Annotated in this window: 24 protein-coding genes; 7 read left to right on the forward strand and 17 right to left on the reverse strand. The window is 63.6% G+C overall.

The annotated features are described in order from the left end of the window. Positions 1–9 precede the first annotated feature (9 nt). Together KIH45_RS07635 and KIH45_RS07640 are read right to left on the reverse strand one after the other, a co-directional pair. Positions 10–1002, reverse strand: coding sequence for an endonuclease/exonuclease/phosphatase family protein (locus KIH45_RS07635; protein WP_213175430.1), 993 nt, complete (start codon positions 1000–1002; stop codon positions 10–12). Between the two features lie 91 nt (positions 1003–1093). Next, positions 1094–2149: a CNNM domain-containing protein gene (locus tag KIH45_RS07640; protein WP_213175431.1), complete on the reverse strand. Its 1056-nt coding sequence runs from the start codon at positions 2147–2149 to the stop codon at positions 1094–1096. 215 nt (positions 2150–2364) lie between these two features. On the opposite strand from KIH45_RS07640, the gene KIH45_RS07645 reads away from it, so the two are divergent. Next, entirely contained in the window at positions 2365–3051 is a 687-nt protein-coding gene (locus KIH45_RS07645; RefSeq protein WP_337925420.1) for an alpha/beta fold hydrolase, read from the forward strand. 249 nt (positions 3052–3300) lie between these two features. On the opposite strand, the gene KIH45_RS07650 is transcribed toward KIH45_RS07645, so the two are convergent. Further along, on the reverse strand, positions 3301–4494 hold the full coding sequence (locus tag KIH45_RS07650) for a phospholipase D-like domain-containing protein (protein ID WP_213175432.1): 1194 nt from the start codon (positions 4492–4494) through the stop codon (positions 3301–3303). Positions 4495–4603: 109 nt separating this feature from the next. Between KIH45_RS07650 and rpoZ the strand changes: the two genes are divergently transcribed. From rpoZ to KIH45_RS07665, 3 genes are all read left to right on the forward strand, one after another. After that, a complete protein-coding gene (gene rpoZ, locus KIH45_RS07655) occupies positions 4604–4951 on the forward strand; it encodes a DNA-directed RNA polymerase subunit omega (protein WP_213175433.1) in 348 nt (115 codons plus the stop codon). Positions 4952–5075: 124 nt separating this feature from the next. Beyond that, entirely contained in the window at positions 5076–6152 is a 1077-nt protein-coding gene (locus tag KIH45_RS07660) for a DUF3667 domain-containing protein (RefSeq protein ID WP_213175434.1), read from the forward strand. Positions 6153–6220: 68 nt separating this feature from the next. Continuing rightward, positions 6221–6841 carry a hypothetical protein gene (locus KIH45_RS07665; RefSeq protein ID WP_213175435.1) on the forward strand — a complete coding sequence of 207 codons (621 nt, stop codon included), beginning with the start codon at positions 6221–6223 and terminating at the stop codon, positions 6839–6841. 4 nt (positions 6842–6845) lie between these two features. Here the strand turns inward: KIH45_RS07665 and KIH45_RS07670 are convergent, their stop codons facing one another. The 7 genes from KIH45_RS07670 to KIH45_RS19445 form a co-directional block, all read right to left on the reverse strand. Then, complete coding sequence (locus tag KIH45_RS07670) at positions 6846–7100, reverse strand: hypothetical protein (RefSeq protein WP_213175436.1); 255 nt, start codon at positions 7098–7100, stop codon at positions 6846–6848. 79 nt (positions 7101–7179) lie between these two features. Then, positions 7180–9123, reverse strand: coding sequence for an ATP-dependent zinc metalloprotease FtsH (gene ftsH / locus KIH45_RS07675; RefSeq protein ID WP_213175437.1), 1944 nt, complete (start codon positions 9121–9123; stop codon positions 7180–7182). 85 nt (positions 9124–9208) lie between these two features. Continuing rightward, complete coding sequence (gene tilS / locus KIH45_RS07680) at positions 9209–10165, reverse strand: tRNA lysidine(34) synthetase TilS (protein ID WP_225899758.1); 957 nt, start codon at positions 10163–10165, stop codon at positions 9209–9211. 16 nt (positions 10166–10181) lie between these two features. Next, a complete protein-coding gene (locus KIH45_RS07685) occupies positions 10182–11171 on the reverse strand; it encodes a tetratricopeptide repeat protein (protein ID WP_225899759.1) in 990 nt (329 codons plus the stop codon). Between the two features lie 46 nt (positions 11172–11217). After that, positions 11218–12054, reverse strand: coding sequence for a helix-turn-helix domain-containing protein (locus tag KIH45_RS19440; protein ID WP_213175438.1), 837 nt, complete (start codon positions 12052–12054; stop codon positions 11218–11220). Positions 12055–12205: 151 nt separating this feature from the next. Further along, on the reverse strand, positions 12206–14482 hold the full coding sequence (gene ptsP / locus KIH45_RS07695; protein WP_213175439.1) for a phosphoenolpyruvate--protein phosphotransferase: 2277 nt from the start codon (positions 14480–14482) through the stop codon (positions 12206–12208). Positions 14483–14632: 150 nt separating this feature from the next. Then, complete coding sequence (locus KIH45_RS19445; protein WP_337925421.1) at positions 14633–15061, reverse strand: YdcH family protein; 429 nt, start codon at positions 15059–15061, stop codon at positions 14633–14635. Between the two features lie 14 nt (positions 15062–15075). Between KIH45_RS19445 and KIH45_RS07705 the strand changes: the two genes are divergently transcribed. Then, on the forward strand, positions 15076–15270 hold the full coding sequence (locus tag KIH45_RS07705; protein ID WP_213175440.1) for a YdcH family protein: 195 nt from the start codon (positions 15076–15078) through the stop codon (positions 15268–15270). Here the strand turns inward: KIH45_RS07705 and KIH45_RS07710 are convergent, their stop codons facing one another. Both KIH45_RS07710 and trmB read right to left on the reverse strand, forming a co-directional pair. Then, positions 15271–16029, reverse strand: a complete 759-nt coding sequence (locus tag KIH45_RS07710) for a sulfite exporter TauE/SafE family protein (RefSeq protein ID WP_213175441.1) — start codon at positions 16027–16029, stop codon at positions 15271–15273. 116 nt (positions 16030–16145) lie between these two features. Further along, on the reverse strand, positions 16146–16844 hold the full coding sequence (gene trmB / locus KIH45_RS07715; RefSeq protein ID WP_213175442.1) for a tRNA (guanine(46)-N(7))-methyltransferase TrmB: 699 nt from the start codon (positions 16842–16844) through the stop codon (positions 16146–16148). Between the two features lie 117 nt (positions 16845–16961). Here trmB and KIH45_RS07720 point away from each other — a divergent pair, with 117 nt between their 5' ends. Beyond that, a complete protein-coding gene (locus tag KIH45_RS07720; protein WP_213175443.1) occupies positions 16962–17600 on the forward strand; it encodes a YoaK family protein in 639 nt (212 codons plus the stop codon). Between the two features lie 4 nt (positions 17601–17604). Here KIH45_RS07720 and KIH45_RS07725 read toward each other — a convergent pair whose 3' ends face one another. The 3 genes from KIH45_RS07725 to KIH45_RS07735 all read right to left on the reverse strand — a co-directional run bounded on the left by KIH45_RS07725 (position 17605) and on the right by KIH45_RS07735 (position 20857). Continuing rightward, the gene (locus KIH45_RS07725) at positions 17605–18825 is read right to left on the reverse strand and encodes a vanadium-dependent haloperoxidase (protein WP_213175444.1); all 1221 of its coding nucleotides are present in this window, start codon (positions 18823–18825) and stop codon (positions 17605–17607) included. 162 nt (positions 18826–18987) lie between these two features. Continuing rightward, positions 18988–19683, reverse strand: coding sequence for a response regulator transcription factor CtrA (ctrA, locus tag KIH45_RS07730; RefSeq protein ID WP_213175445.1), 696 nt, complete (start codon positions 19681–19683; stop codon positions 18988–18990). Between the two features lie 235 nt (positions 19684–19918). Continuing rightward, on the reverse strand, positions 19919–20857 hold the full coding sequence (locus KIH45_RS07735; RefSeq protein WP_337925422.1) for a tetratricopeptide repeat protein: 939 nt from the start codon (positions 20855–20857) through the stop codon (positions 19919–19921). A gap of 274 nt (positions 20858–21131) precedes the next feature. On the opposite strand from KIH45_RS07735, the gene KIH45_RS07740 reads away from it, so the two are divergent. Further along, positions 21132–21842: a class I SAM-dependent methyltransferase gene (locus KIH45_RS07740; RefSeq protein WP_213175446.1), complete on the forward strand. Its 711-nt coding sequence runs from the start codon at positions 21132–21134 to the stop codon at positions 21840–21842. Here KIH45_RS07740 and rpoN read toward each other — a convergent pair. Both rpoN and lptB read right to left on the reverse strand, forming a co-directional pair. Further along, complete coding sequence (rpoN, locus tag KIH45_RS07745; protein WP_213175447.1) at positions 21839–23290, reverse strand: RNA polymerase factor sigma-54; 1452 nt, start codon at positions 23288–23290, stop codon at positions 21839–21841. The genes KIH45_RS07740 and rpoN overlap by 4 nt on opposite strands. Before the next feature lie 20 nt (positions 23291–23310). After that, complete coding sequence (gene lptB / locus KIH45_RS07750; protein ID WP_337925423.1) at positions 23311–24069, reverse strand: LPS export ABC transporter ATP-binding protein; 759 nt, start codon at positions 24067–24069, stop codon at positions 23311–23313. Positions 24070–24096 lie beyond the last annotated feature (27 nt).

Genomic DNA, 24096 nt, shown 5'->3' on the forward strand with positions numbered 1-24096 from the left:
TGGCCCCGCTTACTCGGTCTCTGCCGGGTTCTGCATCGGCGCGCAGACCTGTGCCAGCATCGCGCGATGGTCCGAGCTGTTGTTCGGCAAGACTTCGAACGACTGCAGTTCAATGCCGCCCTTCACCATCAAATGGTCCAGCGGCCAGCCGACCAGCGTCATCTCGGCCGGAAACGTCGGATAAGTGCCGCGCCCCACGCGCGGATCACGCCAGTCGCCGGTTTCGCGGAACTTGCTGGTCGTGCGGGACCACGGGACGTCGTTGAAATCCCCCATCACGACCGCATCGGGCAACCTGTCGGGCGTCTGGAAGCCCGCATTGACGATATTCTCGTCGCGAAGCTCGGTATTCCAGCCCGGCAGCGGCGGCTTGGGATGCAGGCCGATGAATTCGACCGGCACCGTGCCTTCGGGCTGAAGCGTTGCGTAAAGCGTCGGAGTATCGCGGTGCGTGTTCTCGACGATATTGGCCTTGGCCACCGGCAGCCGCGTGGCGAACACCAGTCCGAACGCCTCTGACTGGGGGTGGCGGTCGACATGATCGTAACCGGCCAGCACAGGCTCAAGGTTGTCGATCCATGCCTGGTCCGTTTCCATCAGGAAGAGGACATCGGGATTATAGCGCGCGATCTGGTCGGCAACCTCGCCGTATTTCTGGTTCTTGACCTTCACGTTCACGGCCATCGCGGAAAAGCACTGCCCGCTTGTCGCCGCCGCGCCATCTTCGGCAAGGGCAAGCTGCGTGTCGGCAAGGAACGAATAGGGCCAGATGCGCCACACGTTGATCACGATCACCGCAGCGAACATGCCAACCGTAAGCCATCGTCTTGCCCCGCCGATGAAGAGCGCGGCGAGGAGAAGGATGGCGGCGGCATAGGACATCGGTTCGCGCACCAGATCTATGGTACGAATGAACCACATGTCGCTGGGTATGAGCGATACCAGCACCGCGATCAGCATGAGCGATGCGACTAACAGAAACGCGATTGCGAGTTTTTTCATCTTGGCCCCTTTTACAAAGGTAACCAGCCTTCGCCCGGAAGAGTTCCGTAGAAGGAATCGCGATGATTGGCGGTTCTACCGCCGAAGCGCCCTACTGCTCTGCGCTGCGCCCTGCAGAAGCGGTCCGCTTGCGCGACAGTTCGCGGGCATAGGCCTGCATGTCGGCGACCTTGTCGAATTCGTCGACGATTTCGAACCCGAAGATCGTCTCCAGCACGTCCTCCAGCGTGACGAGGCCGAGGAACGTGCCATATTCGTCGACGACCGCCATGATGTGATGGCGTTCGGCGATCAGGCGGTGGAACAGGCGGTCAACGGAAAATTCGTCGAGCACGCTGGGTAGCGGCCGCACGAGGCTTTCCAGCGATTTATCCGCCGCATCGTCCAGGGTCATCATCGCCAGCACTTCGCTTTTCAGGACGAAACCGGTGATCTGGTCGACATGGTCGCGATAGACCGGAATGCGCGTGTGCGAGCTTTCGCGAACCGCGCGGGCGAACTCCTGAAACGAAGTGTCCAGCGACAGGCAGAAGGCAACCGTGCGCGGCGTCATCACGTCGGCGGTCTTGATCGCGTTCAGCTGAAGCATGTTCTTGACGAAGCGGACTTCGCTGCTGTCCAGCTGGCCCGATGCCTGGCCGAGACTGGCGACCGCCAGCAGTTCCTCGCGGTGCTGCGGCACGTGCGATGTCTTGCCGAAGGTGATCAGCTTCGTGACTTGCCGCGAGGCCCAGACCAGCGGGGCGAGCCCCGTGATCAGCAAGGGCAGCAGCCGCGCGCTGAACGGCGAGAGCGCCAGCGCATAGCGCGCGCCCAGAGTCTTGGGGATGATCTCCGTCACCACGAGGATCGCCAGCGTCAGCACCGCGGCAAAGACCGCCTCGCCGCCGTCGCCGTAAAGCGCGGCATATTGCGCGCCTGCGCCTGCGGCCCCCATCGTATGGGCAATCGTGTTGAGCGTGAGGATCGCGGCCAAGGGCCGTTCGATGTCGTCCTTCAACCGCTTCATCGACTTGGCCCAGCCCGCGCCCTGTTCCTGCGCGGTGCGGACCTGCGACGGCGTGATCGTCAACAAGGAGGATTCAAGCAGCGAGCACAGGAACGAGACACACAGTGCAAGCGCGACGTAAAAGACCAGCAAGGCCATGGGTATGCAATCATCCGAATAATTCGAACATCACGCTCTAGCGAGGAATGAAGCGCAGGCATAGGTGGCGTGTGGATGGGGCCGTGGCGGCGCGGTTATTGCGCTCGTTACATTGCCATGGGTAGGCGCTAATCTCGCCAGATGATGCCAAGAGCGGAGAACATTGCGTTGCACTATGTCGTCGGGGGCCTCCTCCATGTGTTCGGATTGCAACTGTGATTGACGGCGCACCACTGGTGATCCTGCCCGGCCTGATGTGCGACAGTCGCATGTTCAGTTCGATGATGAACCTTTTGCCCGGGGCAAACGCGCTCGACGGTTACTACGGCGGGCATGATCGCCTGGATGCCATGGCGGCATGGGCCCTCGACAGGTTGCCGGCAAAGGCGGTCCTTTTCGGCCATTCGATGGGCGGGCGCATTGCGCTGGAGATCGTGCGGCAGGCTCCGGATCGAGTGGCAGGGCTTGTGCTCGCCGATACCGGGATTCACCCAAGGGGCGAGGGTGAGCAGGAAAATCGGTACAGGCTGCGCGATGTTGGCAGGGAACAGGGCTTCGAAGCTCTTGTCGATCTCTGGCTGCCGCCGATGGTGGCCCCGGCCAATCGCACGCCGGATATTATGGATCCGCTGCGCAGCATGGTGCTCGACGCCGGTCAGGCCGTTTTCGAGGCACAGACCGAGGCCCTGCTTCATCGCTGCCCCGTGGACGAATTACTGGCAAGGATCGACTGCCCTGCCCTGGTGATGACCGGCGAGCATGACGCATGGTCCCCGCCCGACCAGCATGCCGAAATTGCCGCCGCGATTGCGGGGGCAAGACTGCGCATCATCGAAGGCGCGGGGCACATGGCACCGGCCGAAGCACCGCAGGCCGTGGCCGATGCTATTCTCCGGACCTGAGAAGACCAAATTCAGGGCGACAGGATAGCGGGGCGCTCCCGCGCCCATACCCTTCGCGCAAGCCACAAAGCATTTTCCTACACCCGCTGGCCCCGTCATGATGCGCGCGGTTCTTTGGCATCGTCGGATCGGTTCGGACAGGCAATGTGTCACCCTGCGCGCAGCCGCGTCGGGCGGCAGGTTTCCTTGGGTTTTCGGATAGGAGCAGGGGGTGACAGGGTGTCACCTTTGTCACCCGCGGCAATTGCCCTAGAGGCCGAGGTTCAGCTTGCGGCTTACCGTGTAATCCAGCACCGCGACAAGGAACCACGACGTCCGCCAGCGGATGCGGTTCCATGTCGTGGCGCGGGCGCGGTGCACTTCGGGCGTGACCTCAAGCGAGGCGGCCAGGTGCTGCGACACGAAATCGCGCATCTTTTCGGCCAGCCCCGCATCGTCGATCACCAGCATGAGCTCGAGATTGAGATAGAGGCTGCGCATGTCAAAATTCGCGCTGCCGACATAAGTGCGATCGTCCAGCACGATCAGCTTCGTGTGCAGCTTGCAGGGCACAAATTCCCAGATCTGCGTCCCGCGCTTCAGCAAGTAGCGATAGAGCGCGCGGGTCGCCCCGATGGTCGCGCCATTGTCGGACTTGCCCGCCATCAGCAGGCGCGCGCTGCCCTTCTGCGCGATGCGGGCGATGCGCCGCACCAGCCGTTTGGGCGGCGAGAAATAGGCCATCATCATGTCGAGGCGGGTGCCGTGGATCAGGTCCTCCGACACACAACGCGACCATGACGACAGGCCCCGCGTCGGCCCACCGACCAGCAGGCGCACCGGCCCCTTGCCCGGATCCCATTCGCGCAAGATCCGCCGGATCGCGCGCCAGTTGGCCTTGGGATCGGACACCCAGCCTTCCATCTTCTCGAACCAGCGCACCAGATCGGAAACGACGGAGCCGGTGACGATCAGGCCAAGATCGTTCCACCCGTTCTTCTGCGGCGGGTCGAAATAGCTGTCTTCGACATTGAAGCCGCCAATCATCGCGCGTTCTTGATCGACGATGACCATCTTCTGGTGGTTGCGGATAAGGTATCGCTGCGACCAGCGCGCGGAAAAGCGCCAGTACTGCCCGCCCGCTGCTGCCAGAGGTTCGAAAAAGGCGTCGGTCGCCGCCGCGCCAAAGCCGTCGATGACGAGCTTTACCTTTACGCCCCGGCGCGCGGCATTGGCCATCGCGTCGCGGACACGGTGGGCGGCTGTATCCTCGGCAAAGATGTAGAAGCAGACCGAAAGGCTGGTCTTTGCCGAATCGATCAAATCGATCAGCGCCTCCAGCCTGTCGTTGCCGGCGGGATAGAACGTCAGGGTCTGGCCCTGCGCTTCAACCGTGAACGGGGGCGGATCGCGGTAGTCCGGCTCATCCATCTTTGCAGGTTCAAGGGTTGCCGGCTTGTCCATCCGGTATCATTTGGGGGCAAGCGGGGCGCGCCGCAATCCTTGACTCTCGGGCAGTCACGCCCTAATTGCGGCGCTTTCCCGTCAACTTAGTTTCTTGTGGGAGTGCCCCATGGCGCGCGTTACCGTCGAAGATTGCGTCGACAAGATCCCGAACCGCTTCGATCTCGTCCTGCTGGCTGCCCAGCGTGCGCGCGAGATTTCCGCCGGATCGGAACTGACCGTCGACCGCGACCGTGACAAGAACCCGGTCGTCGCCCTGCGCGAGATCGCGGAAGAAAATGTAAAGCCCAAGGACCTGAAGGAAACCCTTATCCAGGGTCTTCAGAAGGTTGCCGTCGACGATGACGATGAAGTCGATGAAATCGGCTCGCTGTCGCGTTCGGCAGAGGCACTGCGCCTCACTGCCGCTGCGCCGACGCGCAACACCTCGATCGGCAGCGATTACGACGCCGGTTGATCGCCTTCGGGCCTGATACGGCCCACGGCTTGTGAAAAAGGGGCTGCCTCCACGCGGGGCGGCCCTTTTTCATTGCGCGATTGCAGCATAGGATACCCCCGGGACGAACATGGGGGTTATGGGCATGAGCGACCTTGAAGGTCTGGGCACGGCGGTTACCGGCACGGCGCTGGGCCGCGTGGTGGAACCGGAAACCGGCGCGGTCAGCCGCGGCGGCAAGGGCCATTTCCACGAAACCGCCTGCCTCAACTGCGATACGCCGCTGACGGGCAATTACTGCGCCCACTGCGGCCAGCCCGCCCACCTGCACCGCACGCTGGGCGCTTTCCTGCACGACCTGCTGCACGGCGTTCTGCACTTCGAGGGCAAGACCTGGCGCACGCTGCCGATGCTGGCCTTCCGCCCGGGCCGCCTCACCCGCGACTACATCGATGGCAAGCGGGCGCGGTTCGTGTCGCCGATGGGGCTGTTCCTGTTTTCGGTCTTCATCATGTTCGCCCTCGTCCAGATCGCGGGCAAGTCGGGCGTGGAAGACCCGGCCGAACCGGGCCGCATCGATGTCGTATCCTCTGTCGCCAAACTGCAGGAGCAGACCGAGGAGACGCGTGACGAGGCCTTGGCAGAGCTTGAGGCAATGGCACCCGATGCCCCGGGCCGCGCCGCGGTCGAGGCCGCGCTGGCCAAGGCCGAAGAGGATCTGGACACCCTGCAAAGCGCGAAGAAGATCACGACCGTCGCCGGCGCGGATGTCGCGGTCTACGAATCGGGCAATTCATGGCTCGACGATCACATCATCAGGAAGTGGCAGCAGAACCCGAAACTGATGATCTACAAAATGCAGTCCAACGGGTACAAATTTTCGTGGCTGCTGATCCCGCTTTCGCTACCGTTCGTGTGGCTGCTGTTTTTCTGGAAGCGCGGGATCGGATTGTACGATCACACGGTCTTCGTCACCTACTCGATCGCCTTCATGTCGCTGTGGTTCATTCTCGTCAGCGTGATCGCGCTGCTGGGCGGGGCGGAGTGGCTTATCGTGCTGCTGGCGGTGACGGTCCCGGTGCTACATCTCTACCGCCATGTGAAGGGTGCCTACGAGCTGCGGCGCTTCTCGGCCTTGTGGCGTACGGCTGCGCTGCTGTTCTTCATCAACATCACGACCCTGCTCTTCATGGGTGCGATCGTTCTGCTAGGGTCGATGTGATAAACATCTGATATTGCGTGGATCGCGCCTTGCGATAGGCTCTTCCGAAAGATCGAGAGGAGTGCGGCGTGAGGTTGAAGGCTTTGATGGCGCTTGCGCCGCTTTTGCTCGCAGGATGCATCACGCTTCCGCACGAACCGACGCCTGGGTGGCAGTGCCAGTCCACGTCGCCCGACGGTCGCTTCGACGCCCATGCCAACGTTGCTGCCGACGGGACCCTGCTCGAGACCTACTGGTTCTGGGCATGGCGGGATGACAGCGCGCAATGGGCGATCCGCGCCTATGCGGGCGACGGCACATACCGGGCGAGAGAGCCTGTACCGTTCGACGGCATGACCACCGGGGAAATCCAGATTTTCGGCGCGCAGGGAACCGGACAGGTCGTCCTGTCGCGTGACGATGGCGAGGCGGCCTTTGCCGACCCGGTCGTCACGGGCAAGGCGGGCGAGACCGTCGTCCGGTTCGATTGGGACAAGCTGGTCGAACTGGCGCGCGGGGATGCCCCACTATACGCCGTACGGCGCGACGAGAACGGCGCGATCTTCAGCCGCGCCGTGCCGAAGCAGAAAATCCTGCTCGGCGCCGACATCATGGACGAGGCGAAAGCCGACCTGCGCGAGAAAGTCGCCGATCCGGCGAACCGGTGCATCCCGGTCGACGACCTTTACCCGGAGATAATCCTGACCTGATGCCTCAGTCGGTTCCGTCGAGTGCCCCGTCACCCTGATCAGGGTCGGTCTGCTCGTCCTGCTTGAGCTCGGCGCTGATCTTGTCGGCGGCCTCGATGGTCTTTTCGCGCACCGCGTTCTCGACCACTTCGGCATTGTCGACCGTGTCCGCCGCCGCCTTGTCGAGCGTTTCGGACGCGTTCTGGCCGGTCTCTTCCGAGCAGGCACCAAGGCCCAGCAGGGCCACGGCAGAAAGGGCAATCAGGGTCGTGCGCATCATCGTCACCTCGTGGTTGTTCCTATGGCAACCACCAGCGATGCGAACCGGTTCCGAAACGGGGCCCTGGAAGCCCGAAGGTTCAGGCACCTTGCGGCGCCGTACCTCCACCGAAACGACGTCCCGCCTTGGGCACGCCGATGCTGCCCGAACTGAGCGGACGGGTCGGCCCCTTCGGCTCGTCAGGACGGTCGATCTCGCCGTTCTTGAGCAGCTGATCGATTTCGTCACCAGTCAGCGTCTCGTACTCAAGCATGGCCTGCGCCAGCAGGTGAAGCTTGTCTTCCTGCGTCTTCAGGATGTCCGTCGCACGGGCGTGGGCATCGTCGACCAGCTTGCGGATTTCGGCATCGATGATCTTGTTGGTCTCATCGCTCGCCATCGTGCGGCTGGTCTGGCCCATGCCGAGATAGCCTTCCTGGCTCGCCTCGTACTGGAGCGGGCCGAGCTTGTCGGACATGCCCCACTTGGTGACCATGTTGCGGGCAAGGTCGGTCGCGTACTGGATATCGCTCGACGCGCCGGACGAGACCTTGTCGTAGCCGAAGATGATTTCCTCGGCGACACGGCCGCCCATCGCGACCGAGAGGTTCGCGTGCATCTTGTCGCGGTGGTACGAATAGTTGTCGCGTTCCGGCAGGCGCATGACCATGCCCAGCGCGCGGCCGCGCGGGATGATAGTCGCCTTGTGGATCGGGTCCGACGCATCCTCGTTCAGCGAGACGAGCGCGTGCCCGGCCTCGTGATAGGCGGTCATCTTCTTCTCATCGTCGGTCATGACCATGGAGCGGCGTTCCGCGCCCATCATGACCTTGTCCTTCGCATCCTCGAACTCCTGCATGGCGACAAGGCGCTTGTTACGGCGCGCAGCCAGAAGCGCCGCCTCGTTCACGAGGTTGGCAAGGTCCGCACCCGAGAAGCCGGGCGTACCGCGCGCGATCGTACGGGAATTGACGTCGGGCGCCAGCGGCACCTTCTTCATGTGGACCGAGAGGATCTTCTCGCGCCCGTCGATGTCGGGCACGGGCACGACGACCTGGCGGTCGAAGCGGCCCGGACGCAGCAGCGCGGGGTCAAGCACGTCGGGGCGGTTCGTCGCCGCGATGATGATGATACCCTCGTTAGCCTCGAAGCCGTCCATCTCGACCAGAAGCTGGTTCAGCGTCTGCTCACGCTCGTCATTCGAATTGCCGAGGCCGTGGCCACGATGGCGGCCGACCGCGTCGATTTCGTCGATGAAGACGATGCACGGCGCGTTCTTCTTCGCCTGTTCGAACATGTCGCGCACGCGGCTTGCGCCCACGCCGACGAACATCTCGACGAAGTCGGAGCCGGAGATCGTGAAGAACGGCACGCCCGCTTCACCCGCGATGGCGCGGGCGAGCAACGTCTTGCCGGTGCCGGGCGAACCGACCAGCAGCGCGCCCTTCGGGATCTGGCCGCCAAGCTTGGAAAAGCGCGAAGGGTCCTTCAGGAACTCGACGATTTCTTCCAGTTCCTCGCGCGCCTCGTCGATGCCGGCGACGTCGTCGAACGTTACACGGCCCTGCTTTTCGGTCAGCATCTTCGCCTTGGACTTGCCAAAGCCCATCGCACCGCCTGCACCGCCGCCCTTCTGGACCTGGCGCAGGGCAAAGAACGCAATGCCGAGGATGAGGAGGAAAGGCAGCGACTGGGCAAGGATGTAGAGCAGCAGGTTCGGCTCTTCCGCGGCGACGCCTTCGTACTGGACGTCGTTTTCGGCGAGCAGCGTCGTCAGCTGCGGGTCGGAGCCGACAGGAATCGTACTGAACGTCTGGTCGTTCTTCAGCTTGCCGGTAATCCGGTCAGGCGCGATCTGCACTTCGGAGACGGAGCCTTCGGCCACCTTGTCGCGGAAATCGCTGTAGGCGATCTGCGTTCCGGACGGTTGCGAGCGGTCTCCGATCATGGAAACCACGAGAAGCAGACCGAGGAAAATACCGCCCCAGATCATGAGGCTCTTCAGCCAAGGATTGCCGTTAGGCTGCTGGTCGTTGTCGTTCATGTGCGCAGATTCGTCCTTTCACCCAATAATGTAGGTTACGCCGGGTGAATGGCAAGCAAACGAAAGTCGGCTTTTCCTGCTATTTTCAGCCTTCGCTGCGCGGCGGGGCGGCGGTGAAATGCCATGAACCGGCGCGCGGCGTGCACATGACGCCCGAAAGCGTCGCCTTCTGCCCCGTCTCCAGCGCCTCCATCAGGCGTGCAAGCTGCTCGCCGCGCGGAGTGCCCTCGGTGGCAAGGCGGGCGACAAGTTCCTCCAGCACGCGGAAGCGAACGGCGCGCGGTCCGGCGGGATTGTAGGCGAACTGGCTGCCGTCCTCGCTCATCGTGACTTGCGCGGCAAATTCATGTCTTGCCGCGAATTCGAGGATATCGGCGGCATCGCGCAAATGCAGCGCACTGGTGGCAAGGCGCATCGGGTCCAGCCAGTTGGCGCCTGCCATCCCCATGCGGATACGCGCGCGGTCGTAGGCAGGGTCCGAGTTCGAGGGATCGTCCACCGCGGTCAGCCCTGCGCGCTCCACCACTTCGGCCAGTTCGGCGCGGGGCAGCGTCAGGAGCGGGCGGATGAGAACGATGTCACTGCGCCCCGGCATCGGCGAACGGTCACGCATCGCGCCAAGGCCCCGCAGGCCCGACCCACGGTTGAGCCGCATGAGCAGGGTTTCAGCGATGTCATCGGCGTGATGCGCGGTCGCGACCGTGCGGATCTCGCGCCGCTGTGCCCAATTGCCCAGCGCCTTGTACCGCGCGGCGCGGGCGCGGGCCTGAATGTTGCCGCCCTCTTCCAGTTCGACAGGCAGAATATCGTGAGGCACGCCAAGATCGTTGCAGACCTCGGCCACCATGGCCGCTTCCTGCGCGGCCTCAGGCCTCAACCCGTGGTCGACAGTTGCGACATGGATCGAGGCGGGCATGAGCTGCTGCGCGAGGACCAGCAGCGCGAGGCTGTCCGGTCCTCCCGACACGGCGAGGCCGAGCGTTTCGCCCTCACCCAGTCCTAACCGCGCGCATTCCTGCGCAAAGTGGACCGCAAGATTCATGCCCCCTCCAGTGTCGTTAGCTGCAGCCGGCCTTCGTCGCGGTTTCCGACGAAAGTGACGAAAGGCGACCCGAAGCTTCCTGCGGATAGACGAGGCGGAACTCTTCTAGCGCCTCGCAGGCCTTGGCCTTGTTGCCAAGCTGCAGCGTGGCAATCGCGAGGTACACGAGGCTGTCGGGCGCACGCGCGCCGCCGCGGTTGTCGAGATAGTTCTTGAGGAACGCCTCTGCCGCCGGACGCGCCTGACCATCGTCGAGATAGGCACGGCCCAGAAGGTTACGCGCATATGACGCGCGGCTGTGCGTGGGATAATCGTTCAGCATCTGCTGAAGCGCAGTGCGCGCAGGGGCGTAATACCCCTCGTTCCAGAGGCGATAGCCATAGACATAGGCGTCGTCGCCCGCATCGCCGGTATTGGGACGTTCAACCGTTGAGGCACCCGACGGCGCAGGGGCCGGCGTGGGCGTGGGTGTCACGGTCGCCGGACGCGGCGCGGGCGTTGCCGGAAGCGGGCCTGCGCCATCGCCGATACCGCCATTGGGTTCGACCGGCATCGGCATCGAAGTGGCGGTCTTGCGCTCGATCTCGTCCAGGCGTGAATTCATCAGCCGCATCGCGTTCGACTGCACCTCGACCTGGGCGGTCAGGCTGGCGAGTGCGGATTCGACCGCATCCATACGGGCCAGAAGGTCGGTGACCGGGCCGCTGGCAGGGCCGGTCGTCATCGCGGGCTGCGACGGTTGAGCGGCAGTGATCTCAGGCTCGAAATACTTGCCGTCACCGCCGGGGAAGACCTTGCGCTGAAGGGCGCGGACTTCGGATTCCAGCTTGCGGATGCGCGTGGATTCGTCCTGCGCCGAAGCGGGCATCGGCGACAGCAATGCAGCGGACAGGACCGTGCCCATCAGGAGGCCAGTAAAGCGACCGGTGCGGCGGCGAATGGATGTCATGATCTTGAAGACCTTTTCGTATTTCGTGTTCGTCGCAGGCCTAGGTGACAAGGTCATGCCAAACAGGCGCTTAACGACGTTGGTGAATCGCCTGAAAAAACCGTTAGCCCCCGCGCGTCGGCAGGCCGGGACCGGCAGGGCGCGAGGTTAGGGACTCCGCATCGACGGGAACGTCACGGATCGTGCGCTCCTCGGTAGAGAGCGGCGCGACCTGCTGCCCGCCCACGGTGATGGTGAAAGCATCGGGACGGCCGGTCCAGATCTGCGGACCATCGGCATCTGCGGGAATGGTGAAAGTCTCGCCCTCTTCCATCTGCTTCTGGAAAAGCTGGCGGCCGGTGCGGTTGTAGAACTTCACCCAGACGCCTTCAACCGTTGCGGTAAAGGCGACTTCGCCCGTCGGCACGGCAGTTTCCGTCGGCGTCGGCGCGGCAGTGGGCGCAGTCGCGACAGCCTCGGTTTCATCCTGAAGCGTCGGCAGATCGGCGGCGGGGACGAAGAAGCCCTTCCAGGTGAAGGCCCCGACCACGACCAGCACGATCAGCAGCGCCGCGACGCCCCATGCCAGCTTCGAAGAAGGGACACGCGCCGGATCGCCCGGTTCCATGTAGTCGAGTTTGCGTTCGGGCACTTGCGGCGCGGCCACGCCCATTTCGTCGCGTACGCCTTCGACAATTTCCGTCTCATTGAGACCGAGCGCGCGGGCGTAGCTGCGTGCAAAGCCAACCGCGTAAGTCCGGCCCGGAAGGTCGGCAAAGCGGCCCTCTTCGATCGTGGTCAGGTGGCGTTCGGCAATCTTGGTCTTCTCGCCGATTTCCTCGCGAGAGAGACCTTGCTTCTCACGCTCCGCCTTAAGGCGGGCGCCGACGCTGATCGGGGCGGCCGATGCGGTCTCGGTCGTCTGGATTTCAGGCTCCGGTCCGTCTTCGATCTCGTCCACTCGATTAGTCGCCTCTTGCTTGTGTCGCCTTGATCGCGAGGCAAGCGCGCCAAGGGGCGCAAGTCAAGCAACCCCCGAGGATTTCCCCTCTTTACTCACCTCAATGACCTAACCGGATGCGCGCCGGACCGTTCCCGCACCAGGAAAGGGATTATTCCCACTCGATCCCGCGTTCCTCGGCCCACGAAATCAGCGAACCGCGAAGATCGGGCACCGGGTCGGCCAGCCAGCGTTCCATCGCGGCGGTAATTTCGCGCGTGTCGATCTTGCAGACCATTTCCTTGAGCGGCCCGACCGAGGCCGGAGTGATCGACAGCCGCCTGAGGCCAAGCCCGATCAAGGCCAGCGCCTCCAGCCTGCGCCCGCCCATTTCGCCGCAGACCGTGACGTCGATATTGTGCCCGTCGATGCTGCGGATGACGCGGCGCATGAAGCGCATGATCGACGGGGTCAGCCAGTCATAACGTTCGGCAAGCTTGGGGTTCGACCGGTCAGCGGCGAACAGGAACTGCGTAAGATCGTTCGTTCCGATCGACAGGAACGACAGCTTGGGCGCGAGCACGTCGAGCACTTCGGCCAGCGCGGGCACTTCCAGCATCGCGCCGTAGCGGATCTGTTCGGGCAGCATCTTGCGGCGCGAACGCAGGAATTCGAGCTGACTTTCGAATACTTCCTTCGCGGCATCGAACTCCCACGGCTCGGACACCATCGGGAACATGACATTGAGCGTGCGGCCCGCAGCCGCCTCCAGCAGCGAACGGGCCTGCGCCTTCATCAGGCCTTCGCGTTCGAGCGCGAGACGCAGGGCGCGCCAGCCCATCGCCGGGTTTTCATCGTCGAGCCCGTCTTCATCGCCACGCAGATAGGGCAACGACTTGTCGCCGCCGATGTCGACGGTGCGGAACACCACCGGCTTTTCGCCCGCCGCTTCCAGCACGTCGCGGTAGAGCCGGGTCTGGCGGTCACGCTGCGGCAAGGTCGCGGAAACGAGGAACTGGAACTCTGTCCGGAACAGGCCGATGCCGTCCGCGCCGGTCATGTTGAGCATCGGCACGTCATCGCGAAGGCCCGCATTGACCATGATCGTGATGCGCTCACCATCCTTGGTGCGCGGCTCGACCTCGCGCAGTGCGGCATAAGCGGCCTGGCGTTCGCGGTTCTTGGCCGACCGCGCCTCGAAAGCCTCGATCACGGCGGGGCCGGGGCGGACGTTGGCGATGCCCTGCGAAGCGTCGAGCAGGATTTCGTCCCCCTCACGCACGAAACCGCGCAGACCATGCACGCGGCCCAGCACCGGCACGCCCATGGCGCGCGCGACGATGACGACGTGAGCCGTCAGCGAGCCTTCTTCGAGGATCACGCCCTTGAGCCGTCGCCGGTCATATTCCAGCAGTTCGGCAGGGCCGAGGTTGCGCGCGATCAGGATGGCATCGCCGCGAAGGCCCATCGTCGCAGCCGTACCGACCTGCCCCGAAACCATGCGCAAAAGCCGGTTCGACAGGTCTTCAAGGTCGTGCATGCGTTCCGCCAGCAGCGGATCATCGATCTGGCGCATGCGCATGCGGGTGCGCTGCTGCACGCGTTCGATCGCCGCTTCGGCGGTCAGGCCAGAATCGATGGCCTCGTTGATGCGGCGCGCCCAGCCCTCGTCGTAGGCGAACATCTTGTAGGTCTCGAGCACGGCCTCGTGCTCTCCGCCCACGCCGAATTCGGCCTGGCTCGCCATCTTGTCGATCTGTTCGCGCATCTTGTCGAAGGCGAGATAGACGCGCTGACGCTCTGCCTCGGTATCTTCGGCAACGACGTGTTCGATGTTGATGCGCGGCTGGTGGAATACCGCGTGGCCCGCAGCCAATCCCTTCACCAGCGGCAGGCCCGACAACTGCTGCGGATCGACGAAGTGCGGGCTGGCCGACAGCGAATCGTATTCGTCGATGAGGTCGGCGTTGCTGATCAGTTCGGCCAGCACCATCGCCACCGTCTGCAGCGCCTCGATCTCGACATCGGCATAGCGGCGCGGCTCGACATGCTGCACGACCAGTGCGCCCACCGCGCGTTCGCGGCGCACGATCGGAACGCCTGCGAACGAATGGAATTTTTCTTCGCCCGTTTCGGGGCGGTAGAGGAAGTCCGGGTGGGCCGCTGCCTCGGCCAGGTTCAGCATTTCCACGTTCTTCGCGATCGTGCCGACAAGGCCTTCGCCGATGGCAAGCCGCGTGACGTGGACTGCGCTTTGTTCAAGACCGCGCGTTGCGAAGAGTTCGAGCATGCCTTCGCGCAGCAGGTAGATTGAGCAGACCTCGCTATCGAGGTTTTCACCGATGATATCGACGACCTGGTTCAGCTTGGCCTGCGCGTTCGCGCGCGAGGCCATGACCTCGTGCAGGTTGGTGAGGATCGAGCGGGCGGCTGTTACGGCGGATTCCATCGTGCCTTGCGTTAAAGCACATGCGAGGTGTTTTTGCGAAATGGAAAGCGTTCAAAAGGCTGGCCGACGCCGCAAACCGACCTGACGGAAAAGGAAACGCCCCCGGCCAACAGGCGCGAGGGCGTTCGGTTCCTTTAGTTCGGATTGAACTCAGTGAAGCGAAATGGCCTCCTTGATCTTCAACTTGGCCCGCTTCAGCTCCTGGATTCTTGCACTATCGGGCGCGGGGCGCGCCTGCTCGTTGCGAAGCTCCCGGTCCAGACCGGCATGCTTTGACTGAAGAGCGGTGATGTGCGTCGATTCCATGGCTTTCTCCTGCGTTGGTTGACGTTGTTCCCCTGAACCTTCTTTCGTCCAATTTTCGTCGGCAGTGCGACTCACGTCGCCTTCGCTTCCGACATCAGTAATGGAACACAAAGTTTCACGATTGCGAAGAGTGTTGCAGGAATATTTCGATAAATCGGGCAAGATCAAAGGGTGAGCCGAATTGCCGGGCGACGGACCGATTGCGCGCGGCGGCAGGTCGTGCGAAAGAGCGCTCGCCCGCACGGGAGCGGGGTGGTTCGAACGATAATGCACAGGGCAGCGCTCGCATGACCGAAGACGAGATGCGCAAGCGGCTTGAGATCCTGAAGGTCGAACATCGCGACCTCGACGCCGCGATCGCCGCCCTGGCAGAGAACCCTTCGGCGCAGCTTCAGGTCGCCCGCCTGAAAAAGCGCAAGCTGGTGCTGAAGGACCAGATCGCGATGATTCAGGACGCGCTGATCCCCGACATCATCGCCTGATCAGCGCAGCGCGCTCCAGATCCCGAATGAGCTGGTCGCTGCCAGCACGAAGCCTACGAAAATCAGCATCGGTTTCAACGGGATGCGCTTTGCAGCCCATGCCCCCAAAGGTGCAGCCGCGACCCCGCCGATAATGAGGCCCAACGTTGCCCCTAGCAGGTCCGCGATTCCCAGATGCGCGATGAATGTCGCCGACACCGCGATCGTCAGGAAGAACTCGACCGAGTTGACCGTGCCGATCACGCGGCGCGGCTCCACGCCCTGCACCAGCAGGTTCGAAGTGACGACAGGTCCCCAGCCGCCCCCGCCAGCCGCATCGAGAAACCCGCCAAGAAGGCCGAGCGGCGAGACATGTTTCGCCTCGCGCGGTTTGGGCGGCCAGAACACGCCGCGCACGAAGATGTAGAGGCCGATGAGCGCGAGATAGCCCAGAACGAAGGGCTTCACGATCGAGGCGTCGATGTTGGTGAGCAGATACGCCCCCGTCACCCCGCCCGCCATGCCGGGCAGAAGCAGCTTGAAGAACAGCGCCTTGTCGATGTTGCGATGGAGAAGGTGGCTGATGCCCGAACTAGCCGTCGTGAAGCATTCGACGACGTGGACTTTCGCCGATGCCAGCGCAGGCGGCAGGCCCAGCACGCCCACCAGCAGCGTATTGCAGATTACCCCGAAGGCCATGCCCAGCGCGCCGTCAACAAGCTGCGCGGCAAAGCCGATCGCTATGTAGGGCAGAAGCTGTTCGACGAACGTGAAGTCCATGGGCCAAGTCTCGCGGGGCAGGATTGCCGCGCAGGCTCGTAAGGCCGGGACCGGTTCGAACAGAAGGCAGATTTACATGGCGCGCGCAAAGTCCAGCTTTTGCGCGGCCCTGCCAATCACTTGCGACGATAGCGGAAGTACCAGACCTCGTGACCCAGCCGGCGGGCCTTGGCCTCGTACCTCGTTTCGGGCCAGCCGCCGGGGCGGACCAGAAAATCTTCGGGCTTTTCGCAGAGCCAGTCGAACTTGTCGGAATGGCGTTGCATGACCATCAGGGCATGGCGGACATAGACCGGGTGATCGGTGCCGAACCGGAATTCGCCGCCCGGCTTGAGCTTGGCCGCGATCATCTCGACCGGACCGTCGTTCATCATGCGCCGCTTGGCATGGCGCGCCTTGGGCCAGGGATCGGGATGCAACAGGTAGGCGAAGGACAGCGAACCGTCGGGCACGCGTGACAGCACTTCCAGCGCATCGCCGTGATGGATGCGAACATTGGCAAGCTTGCCTTCTTTCACGTGGACCAGCGCCTGCGCGACGCCGTTCACGAAAGGCTCTGCCCCGATAAAGCCGTGATCGGGCAGCATGTCGGCGCGGTAGGCCATGTGCTCGCCCCCGCCAAAGCCGATCTCGAAATGCATCGGCCGGTCGTATCCGAACAGCGCCTCTGCCGTGACCGGCCCTTCTTCGGGCACCGCGATCTGGGGCAGCAGGGTATCGACAAGGTCCTGCTGGCCCGCGCGCAGGGGCTTGCCTTTCGCCCGGCCATAGAGCCGGTTGAGCGTTGTCGGATCGCCTTCCTTGTGTGCCGTCATGGCCGCTACCCTTCCTGACAAGTGGCCTTCCAAACAAGTGCGCGCCGATGGCGGGGATCAGCCTGCGGGTCAAGGGGCCCCTTGCCGCCCCTGCGCACTGGCGCTAGCCAAATGCCCATGCTCCAGCATTCGCGCACGGCCCGCATGCTCGCTTTCGCGATTGCCGCGATCGCAGGCTATGTCGATGCCGTGGGCTTCCTGGGATCGGGAGCGTTCTTCGTCTCATTCATGAGCGGGAATACCACCCGGCTCGGTGTCGGCATTGCCGGCGACGGCAGCGCGGCGGCGATTGCCGCGGGGCTGATCGCGTGCTTCGTGGCGGGCGTGACCGTGACCTCGCTGCTGCGGCGGCGGATGGCCGAGGCGAGGAAGCCCGGCCTGACCCTCGCCTTCTGCGCAGGTCTGCTGACGGTCGCAACGCTAGCTCTCGGCGTTTCGGCCAGTATCGCGCCGTTCATGCTACTCGCCTTCGCGATGGGCGGCATCAACCTCGCGCTGGAGAACGAGGGCGAGGTGCGGTTCGGCCTCACTTACATGACCGGCACGCTGATCAAGCTCGGCACGCGGCTGGCCGACGCGCTGGCGGGAGAGCCCCGCGCCGACTGGTTGCCGCTCCTGCTGCTCTGGCTCGCCCTGTCCGGCGGGGCCATCCTCGGCGGCGTCGCCTATGAGGCACTGGCCATGAACGCGCTCTGGCCCGCCGTTGCCGGTGTTTGGGTTCTGGCCGGATTTAGCCTGCTCACCCGAAAGGCCTGACCCCTCACTCCTTCAGCGGCGGCATCAGTTTCAGCGTCTCGCCCGCGATCCGCTTGCCCAGAGCCTCTGCCGCATCGTTCGAAAAACGGTAATGCACACCGCCAAGAATGCGCGATTGCGACACGTCCTTTGTCCAGTCGTCAAAGGTCGGCAACACCTGCACGGCTGCATAATCGAGCGAGCGCGAGGCCACTTGCACTCCGCCGGGCGGAGCATTTCCCGCTTCCTGCTTCAGCACCTCGGCGGTCGCAGCCGCATAGCTGCAGTGCGCGCAGGGGTATTCGGGGAAGTTCGGCGTGTAGATGAAGGACTGCCAGTCGGCATCGATCTCGGTCGCGGGGTTGCCGTCCTCGTCCGCATTGCGGATCGCGGTCTGGGGCCGCCAGAAATTGTAGTGCAGCTTGGCCGCCGAAGTAACGACGCCGGTATCGTCGCCCGCCATGTAAGCCAGCGCCACCATGCGCGCGTTCTGAACCGTCGTGCGGCCTGGAAGATCAGCGATGGCGCGCAAGGTCGGGATGATTACCGGCGTGATGCGATAACGCGCGATGCGGCTTTCCACCTCACTGCGATCGGCGCCTTCCTTCCCGCCGATACGCTTCACTTCGTTGAGGTCACGTGCCCACACCTTGCTAGTGAGCGCGGGCGGCGGCGGGGGCATGTAGGCGGCGACGCTCTCGATCGACCAGAGCGGCATGACCGTCATCTCGTCCCGGATCGAGGGCAAGACCACCGGCACCCAAACACCCGGCGCAGTGCGGGGACGGTAAGTCACGGCCTTCACGCCATCGGGGATCTTGCCAGTGCCCAGCACGCGGGTTGCCGCCGCCTTGCCTGCCTCCACACCGATCTCACGACTGGCCTTGTCGGTGACCATCGACATGGCGAGTTGATAGCTGCCGTCCATCTCACCCTTTGCGGCGGGAAAGCGGGCCGAAAGCACTTCGTAGGCCGCAGTGACAACCGCCGCCTCGACCGAACCGCCCTCTGGCGCACGTTCCAGCTTCAGATAGCTTTCGTATTGCGGATCAACCGCGTTCGCTGCCTCGAACATGGCGAGCGCGACTTGTGTCTGGGCGAACCAGCCCTCAGGCGACCAAGGCGACTTGTCATCGGCATCGACCACGCGGGCCAGCTCCGCCCAGTCGGTCACGATATCGGCCCGTGCCGGTGCAGCCACCCCAAGCACGCAGGCGGCCGCAGCCGCCATGAATATCTTTCGCATGGTTCCCCCTTCCATCCGACCCTGGGGGGGAAGCCTATCACCCTATCGGCAAAACGGAAAACGTCTGCTGTAGGCACGAAAAAAGGGCAGGCGGTGGGGCGCCTGCCCTTTTCGGGGGAATGTCCGCCGTGAAGTGGGCAGCGGACTTGTTATCCGGATGGATCAGGCGGCCTGCGCCTCTGCGCCCGGATCGCGCAGCACGTAGCCACGGCCCCAGACGGTCTCGATGTAGTTGTCGCCGCTGCATGCCGTCGCCAGCTTCTTGCGCAGCTTGCAGATGAAGACGTCGATGATCTTCAGTTCCGGCTCGTCCATCCCGTTATAGAGGTGGTTGAGGAACATTTCCTTGGTCAGCGTCGTGCCCTTGCGCAGCGAGAGCAGTTCCAGCATCGCGTATTCCTTGCCGGTCAGGTGGACGCGGGCGCCATCGACTTCGACCGTCTTGGTGTCGAGGTTAACCGAAAGCTTGCCCGTCTTGATGACCGACTGCGAATGGCCCTTCGAACGGCGGACCACGGCGTGGATGCGGGCAACCAGTTCGTCCTTGTGGAACGGCTTGGTGACATAGTCGTCGGCGCCGAAACCGAAGGAGCGGACCTTGGAATCCATTTCCGAGATGCCCGAAAGGATCAGGACCGGCGTCTGCACCTTGGCGACGCGCAGCTTCTTCAGGACGTCGTAACCGTGCATGTCGGGCAGGTTGAGGTCGAGAAGGATGATGTCGTAGTCGTAGAGCTTGCCCAGATCGAGACCCTCTTCACCAAGGTCGGTCTGGTAGACGTTGAAGCCTTCGGTCGTGAGCATGAGCTCAATCGCCTTGGCGGTGGTCGGTTCGTCTTCGATCAGCAGGATACGCATTTGAAAGTGCCCCCTAGTCCGTTTCCGTCGACCGGCTTCGTTTAAATCCCCCGAAGCCCGTGCCGTGAATCATTAACCATGAGCAGAGTCGTTTAGAAAGGTTAATAAGTTCTGAAAAAGGTTAACGTTTGCAAATAGAGTCTTAATTGCAACACGTTGAGGGCGGTTTTCTGGGCTTTTGGGGGTGTGGACAAGCGAATCTCGCAAACTCGGCGCACAAGTTTCGCAAACCTTTTTACAGCCTCAGAGCGTCTGCGGCCTCGCGAAGGCGTCGCGTCGTTGTGGCATCGTTACGGAACAGACGCAGCGATTCGTCCCGCGCCTCGCGCGCGCCTGCCATGTCGCCCAACTGCACGCGGCTGCGCATCAACATGATCCAGCCATCGGGGTTGAGCGGGTCTTCCTCAAGCCTGGCCGCCAGCCGGTCGACCATGCCGCGGATCATCTCCTGCTGCTCGCTGGCCGACATCGCCCTCACCGCTGCTATGTCGGACGCGCTCGGCCCCGGTGCGCCTGCGGTCGCGGTTGCCGTGCCGCCGATGGACGGGGCGAGGCTAGTGTTTTCCAGCCGCTCGGCAACGTCGATATCATTGGCCTTGGCGACTTCGGTGATGGCCTGTTGCACGGCGGCGGCATAGGGGGCGTCGGCGGGCGTGTCTTCCAGCAGATCGAACCACGCCTCGATCGCTTCCTCGTGCTTGCCCTCCAGGTTGATTGCCAAGCCGCGGAAATAGCGGGCACGGGGATCGGCAGGGTCCAGCGACAGCGCGCGATCGAACGCGGCGCGGGCATCGCCAGGCAGGTCGCCGCCGTTGCGGCTGGCCAGAACCAGCGCCTCACCAAGCATCGCGTGGTTTTCGGCATTGTCGGGGTCGAGCGTCGCCGCGCGCCGGAACGCAGTCGCTGCCTCGGCATAGCGCTCTGTCTGCAAATTGGCTGTGCCGAGCATGCGCCAGCCCTCTTCATCGTCGGGGCTCTCGGCCAGCCGCGCTTCCAGCTTGGCGATCATCTCGCCGACAGAGGCCTGATCTCCCGTCACTTGCGGCACGGGCGCAGTGTCGTTGCGCACGATGGAATAGCCGATGGCACTCGCCGCGATCAACGCCGCACCGCCCAGTACCCAGCGCGCCATCGTCTTGCTCGAACCTGATGTCACGCCATTCACTTCCGTCACCACGCAATCCCCGCAATATTCCTTGCAGGCATTCGTTTACTCGCACAGGTCCGATCAGGAACCCCCGCATCGCGTAATCTTGTGTCTATCCGCTTCTATCGGGATGAAGCTGTTATCGGACACGACTACGGATCAACTGAGCGGCGGGCGAGCAAAGGCCCCGCACAAGCATCCCCTACACAAGTGAGAAAGCCGCTGACCGGCGGGCACTTGCGCATCACTGCCATAACCTGCAACCGATGACCGCGCAGATGTTCGAGGGACGAGCCAAGGCGTGACCGATACCGAAACAGATACCCCTGCGCTTCGCGGCTACGCCGACGGGCAGGCTGACAAGCGTGTCGCCAAGGCGCGCAAGATCGAGCACCTGATCGGATCGGTGGCGGGCAAGCGGTTGCTGGATCTCGGTGCGGGCTCGGGCCTGCTCTCGACCTATTTCGCCAGTCGCGGGGCGGATGTCACGGCGGCGGACCGCGATACCTCGACGTTTCAGCCCGACTTGCCAGTCGTGACGATAGACGGCGACGATCTGCCATTCGGCGACGCATCGTTCGATATCGTTATCTTCAATCACGTGATCGAACATGTCGGAGACCGCCCCGCGCAGGGCCACGTGCTGGACGAGATCAGCCGCATCCTGAAACCGGGCGGTCAGCTCTACATCGCGGTGCCCAATCGCTACGCACCGGTGGAGCCACACTTTCGCCTGCCGTTCCTGGGAGCCCTGCCCCGCGGGCTTGCAGATGCCATGGTCCGCAAATGGCGCGGCCATGCGCGGTATGACTGCTACCCGCTCTCACGCTCGCAGTTCATGGACTTGCTGGAGCCACGGTTCGCCAGGGTGGAGGACAAGACCGCCGACGCGTTTCACTTCGCCGTACGGCACGAAATGGGGGCCAGCCCCTTGCGGCTCGTTCCCCGCGCCGTCGCGCGGATGGCAGGGCCGGTTTACCCCACGCTCATCGCTCTCGCGACGAAAGCCTAGCGCACGCCCTGAAGCTTTTTCTGGCGGCGGCGCTGGACCGAACTGCCAAGCCCGATGGCCTCACGGTATTTCGCCACTGTCCGCCGCGCCAGCGTATATCCCTTGGCCTTCAACAGATCGACCAGCGTGTCGTCCGACAGGATGGCATCGGGCTTTTCATCGTCGATCAGCGCCTTGATCGCGGCCTTTACCGCCTCTGCCGATGCCGCGCCCTCACCGCCGTCCGATGCGACGCCGGATGAGAAGAAGTACTTCAATTCGAACGTGCCGCGCCCGCAATTGAGGAACTTGTTCGACGTCACGCGGCTGATCGTCGATTCGTGCATTTCGACCGCCTCGGCCACGTCGCGCAAGGTCAGCGGGACGAGCGCGGATACGCCGCGACGGAAGAAGCCTTCCTGCCGCCGCACGATCTCTTTCGATACTTTCAGGATCGTTTTCTGCCGCTGGTCCAGCGCTTTCACCAGCCAGTTGGCATCGGCCAGCTTCTCGCCCAGCCAGCCGCCCGACGACTTGTCCTTGCCACATCCGGCCTTCAGCGTTGCATAATACTGTCGGTCGATCACCAGCTTCGGCAGCGTGTCGCGGTTCAATGCGATCGCCCAGCCGCCGGTGCGATCAGGCTTCACGAAGACATCGGGCACGACCGGCGGGGCCGCATCGCCGCCGATCCGGCAACCGGGCTTGGGGTCGTAGCTGCGCAGTTCCGCGATCATGTCGGTCAGGTCTTCGTCATCGACACGGCACATGCGCTTCAACTGCGCGAAATTGCCGCGCGCCAAAAGGTCGAGGTTCGCGATCAGCGCCTGCATGCACGGGTCATACCGGTCCGCCTCTTTCGCCTGCAGCGCGAGACATTCCGACAGCGAACGTGCACCCACGCCCGTCGGGTCGAGCGACTGGACCAGTGCCAGCCCCGCCTCTGCCAACCGCATCGGGATGCCGAGCAGGTCGGCGATCTCTGCAAGGTCGAGCGTCAGGTATCCCGCCTCGTCCAGCTGGTCGATGATCTGGCGCGCGATGAATTGCTCCGCCTCGGTCCCGCCCGCCGCGCCAAGCTGTGCGTGGAGATATTCGGCCAGCGTTTCATCGCCCGAAGCACGCTCGCCAATGTCGGGCATGTCCTCGCCCGCTCCGCCCGAACCGCTGCTGCGCGAGGATCCGGTGTCGAAATCGCGGTCCAGCATCTCGCCAGATATGTCGAGCGCGGCCTCACCATCGCCCTGCCCTTCAGGCACGGCCTCGACAATTTCGCTGCTTTCGGCAGGGGCGGCGCGTTCGCCCTCCCCGTTGACCAGATCGACCAGCGGGTTGTCTGCGACGGCATCGGCGATGAACGATTCAAGCTCGAGGTTGGACAGCGCAAGCAGGCGGATCGCCTGCTGCAACTGCGGCGTCATCACCAGCGATTGCGTCTGCCGTAGGTCGAGGCGGGGGCCCAGTGCCATCGGTCAGCGGCGGCGCGGCATCAAAGCGTGAAGGCTTCGCCCAGGTAGAGGCGACGCACGTCTTCGTTCGCGACGAGATCTTCCGGAGAACCGGCAAAAAGGACCTGCCCGCCATAGATGATGCAGGCCCGGTCCACGATCTCCAGCGTCTCGCGCACGTTGTGGTCGGTGATCAGCACACCGATGCCGCGGCTCTTCAACTCGATCACGAGATCGCGGATGTCGCCGATCGACAGCGGGTCGATACCGGCGAACGGTTCGTCGAGCAGCATGATCGAGGGCTTTGCCGCCAGTGCGCGGGCAATCTCGCAGCGGCGGCGTTCACCGCCCGAAAGCGCCATCGCCGGGCTTTCACGCAGGCGCGTCAGGCCGAATTCATCGAGCAGGCGTTCGAGCTCAGATGCACGAACGTCTGCGTCAGGCTCCACCATTTCGAGAACGCAATTGATGTTCTGTTCGACCGTCATGCCGCGAAAGATCGAGGTTTCCTGCGGCAGATAGCCAAGACCGAGGATCGCGCGGCGATACATCGGCAGCTTCGTCACGTCCTCGCCGTCCATCAGGATGCGGCCCGAATCCGGGCGGACGAGGCCCATGATCGAATAGAAACACGTCGTCTTGCCCGCGCCGTTGGGGCCGAGCAGGCCGAGCACTTCGCCCTTGGCGACCGAGAGCGAGATATCGGTCAGGACCGCGCGCTTATCGTAGCTTTTGGCGATGGAGACGACTTCCAGCCCGCCCTGAGGCACCGGGGGCGAGGCCGTTTCGGCCGGGTCCACGGACGGATCGAGGGTATGGCTGTCGAT

This window comes from Croceicoccus gelatinilyticus, from assembly GCF_018398395.1.
GTDB lineage: Bacteria > Pseudomonadota > Alphaproteobacteria > Sphingomonadales > Sphingomonadaceae > Croceicoccus > Croceicoccus gelatinilyticus.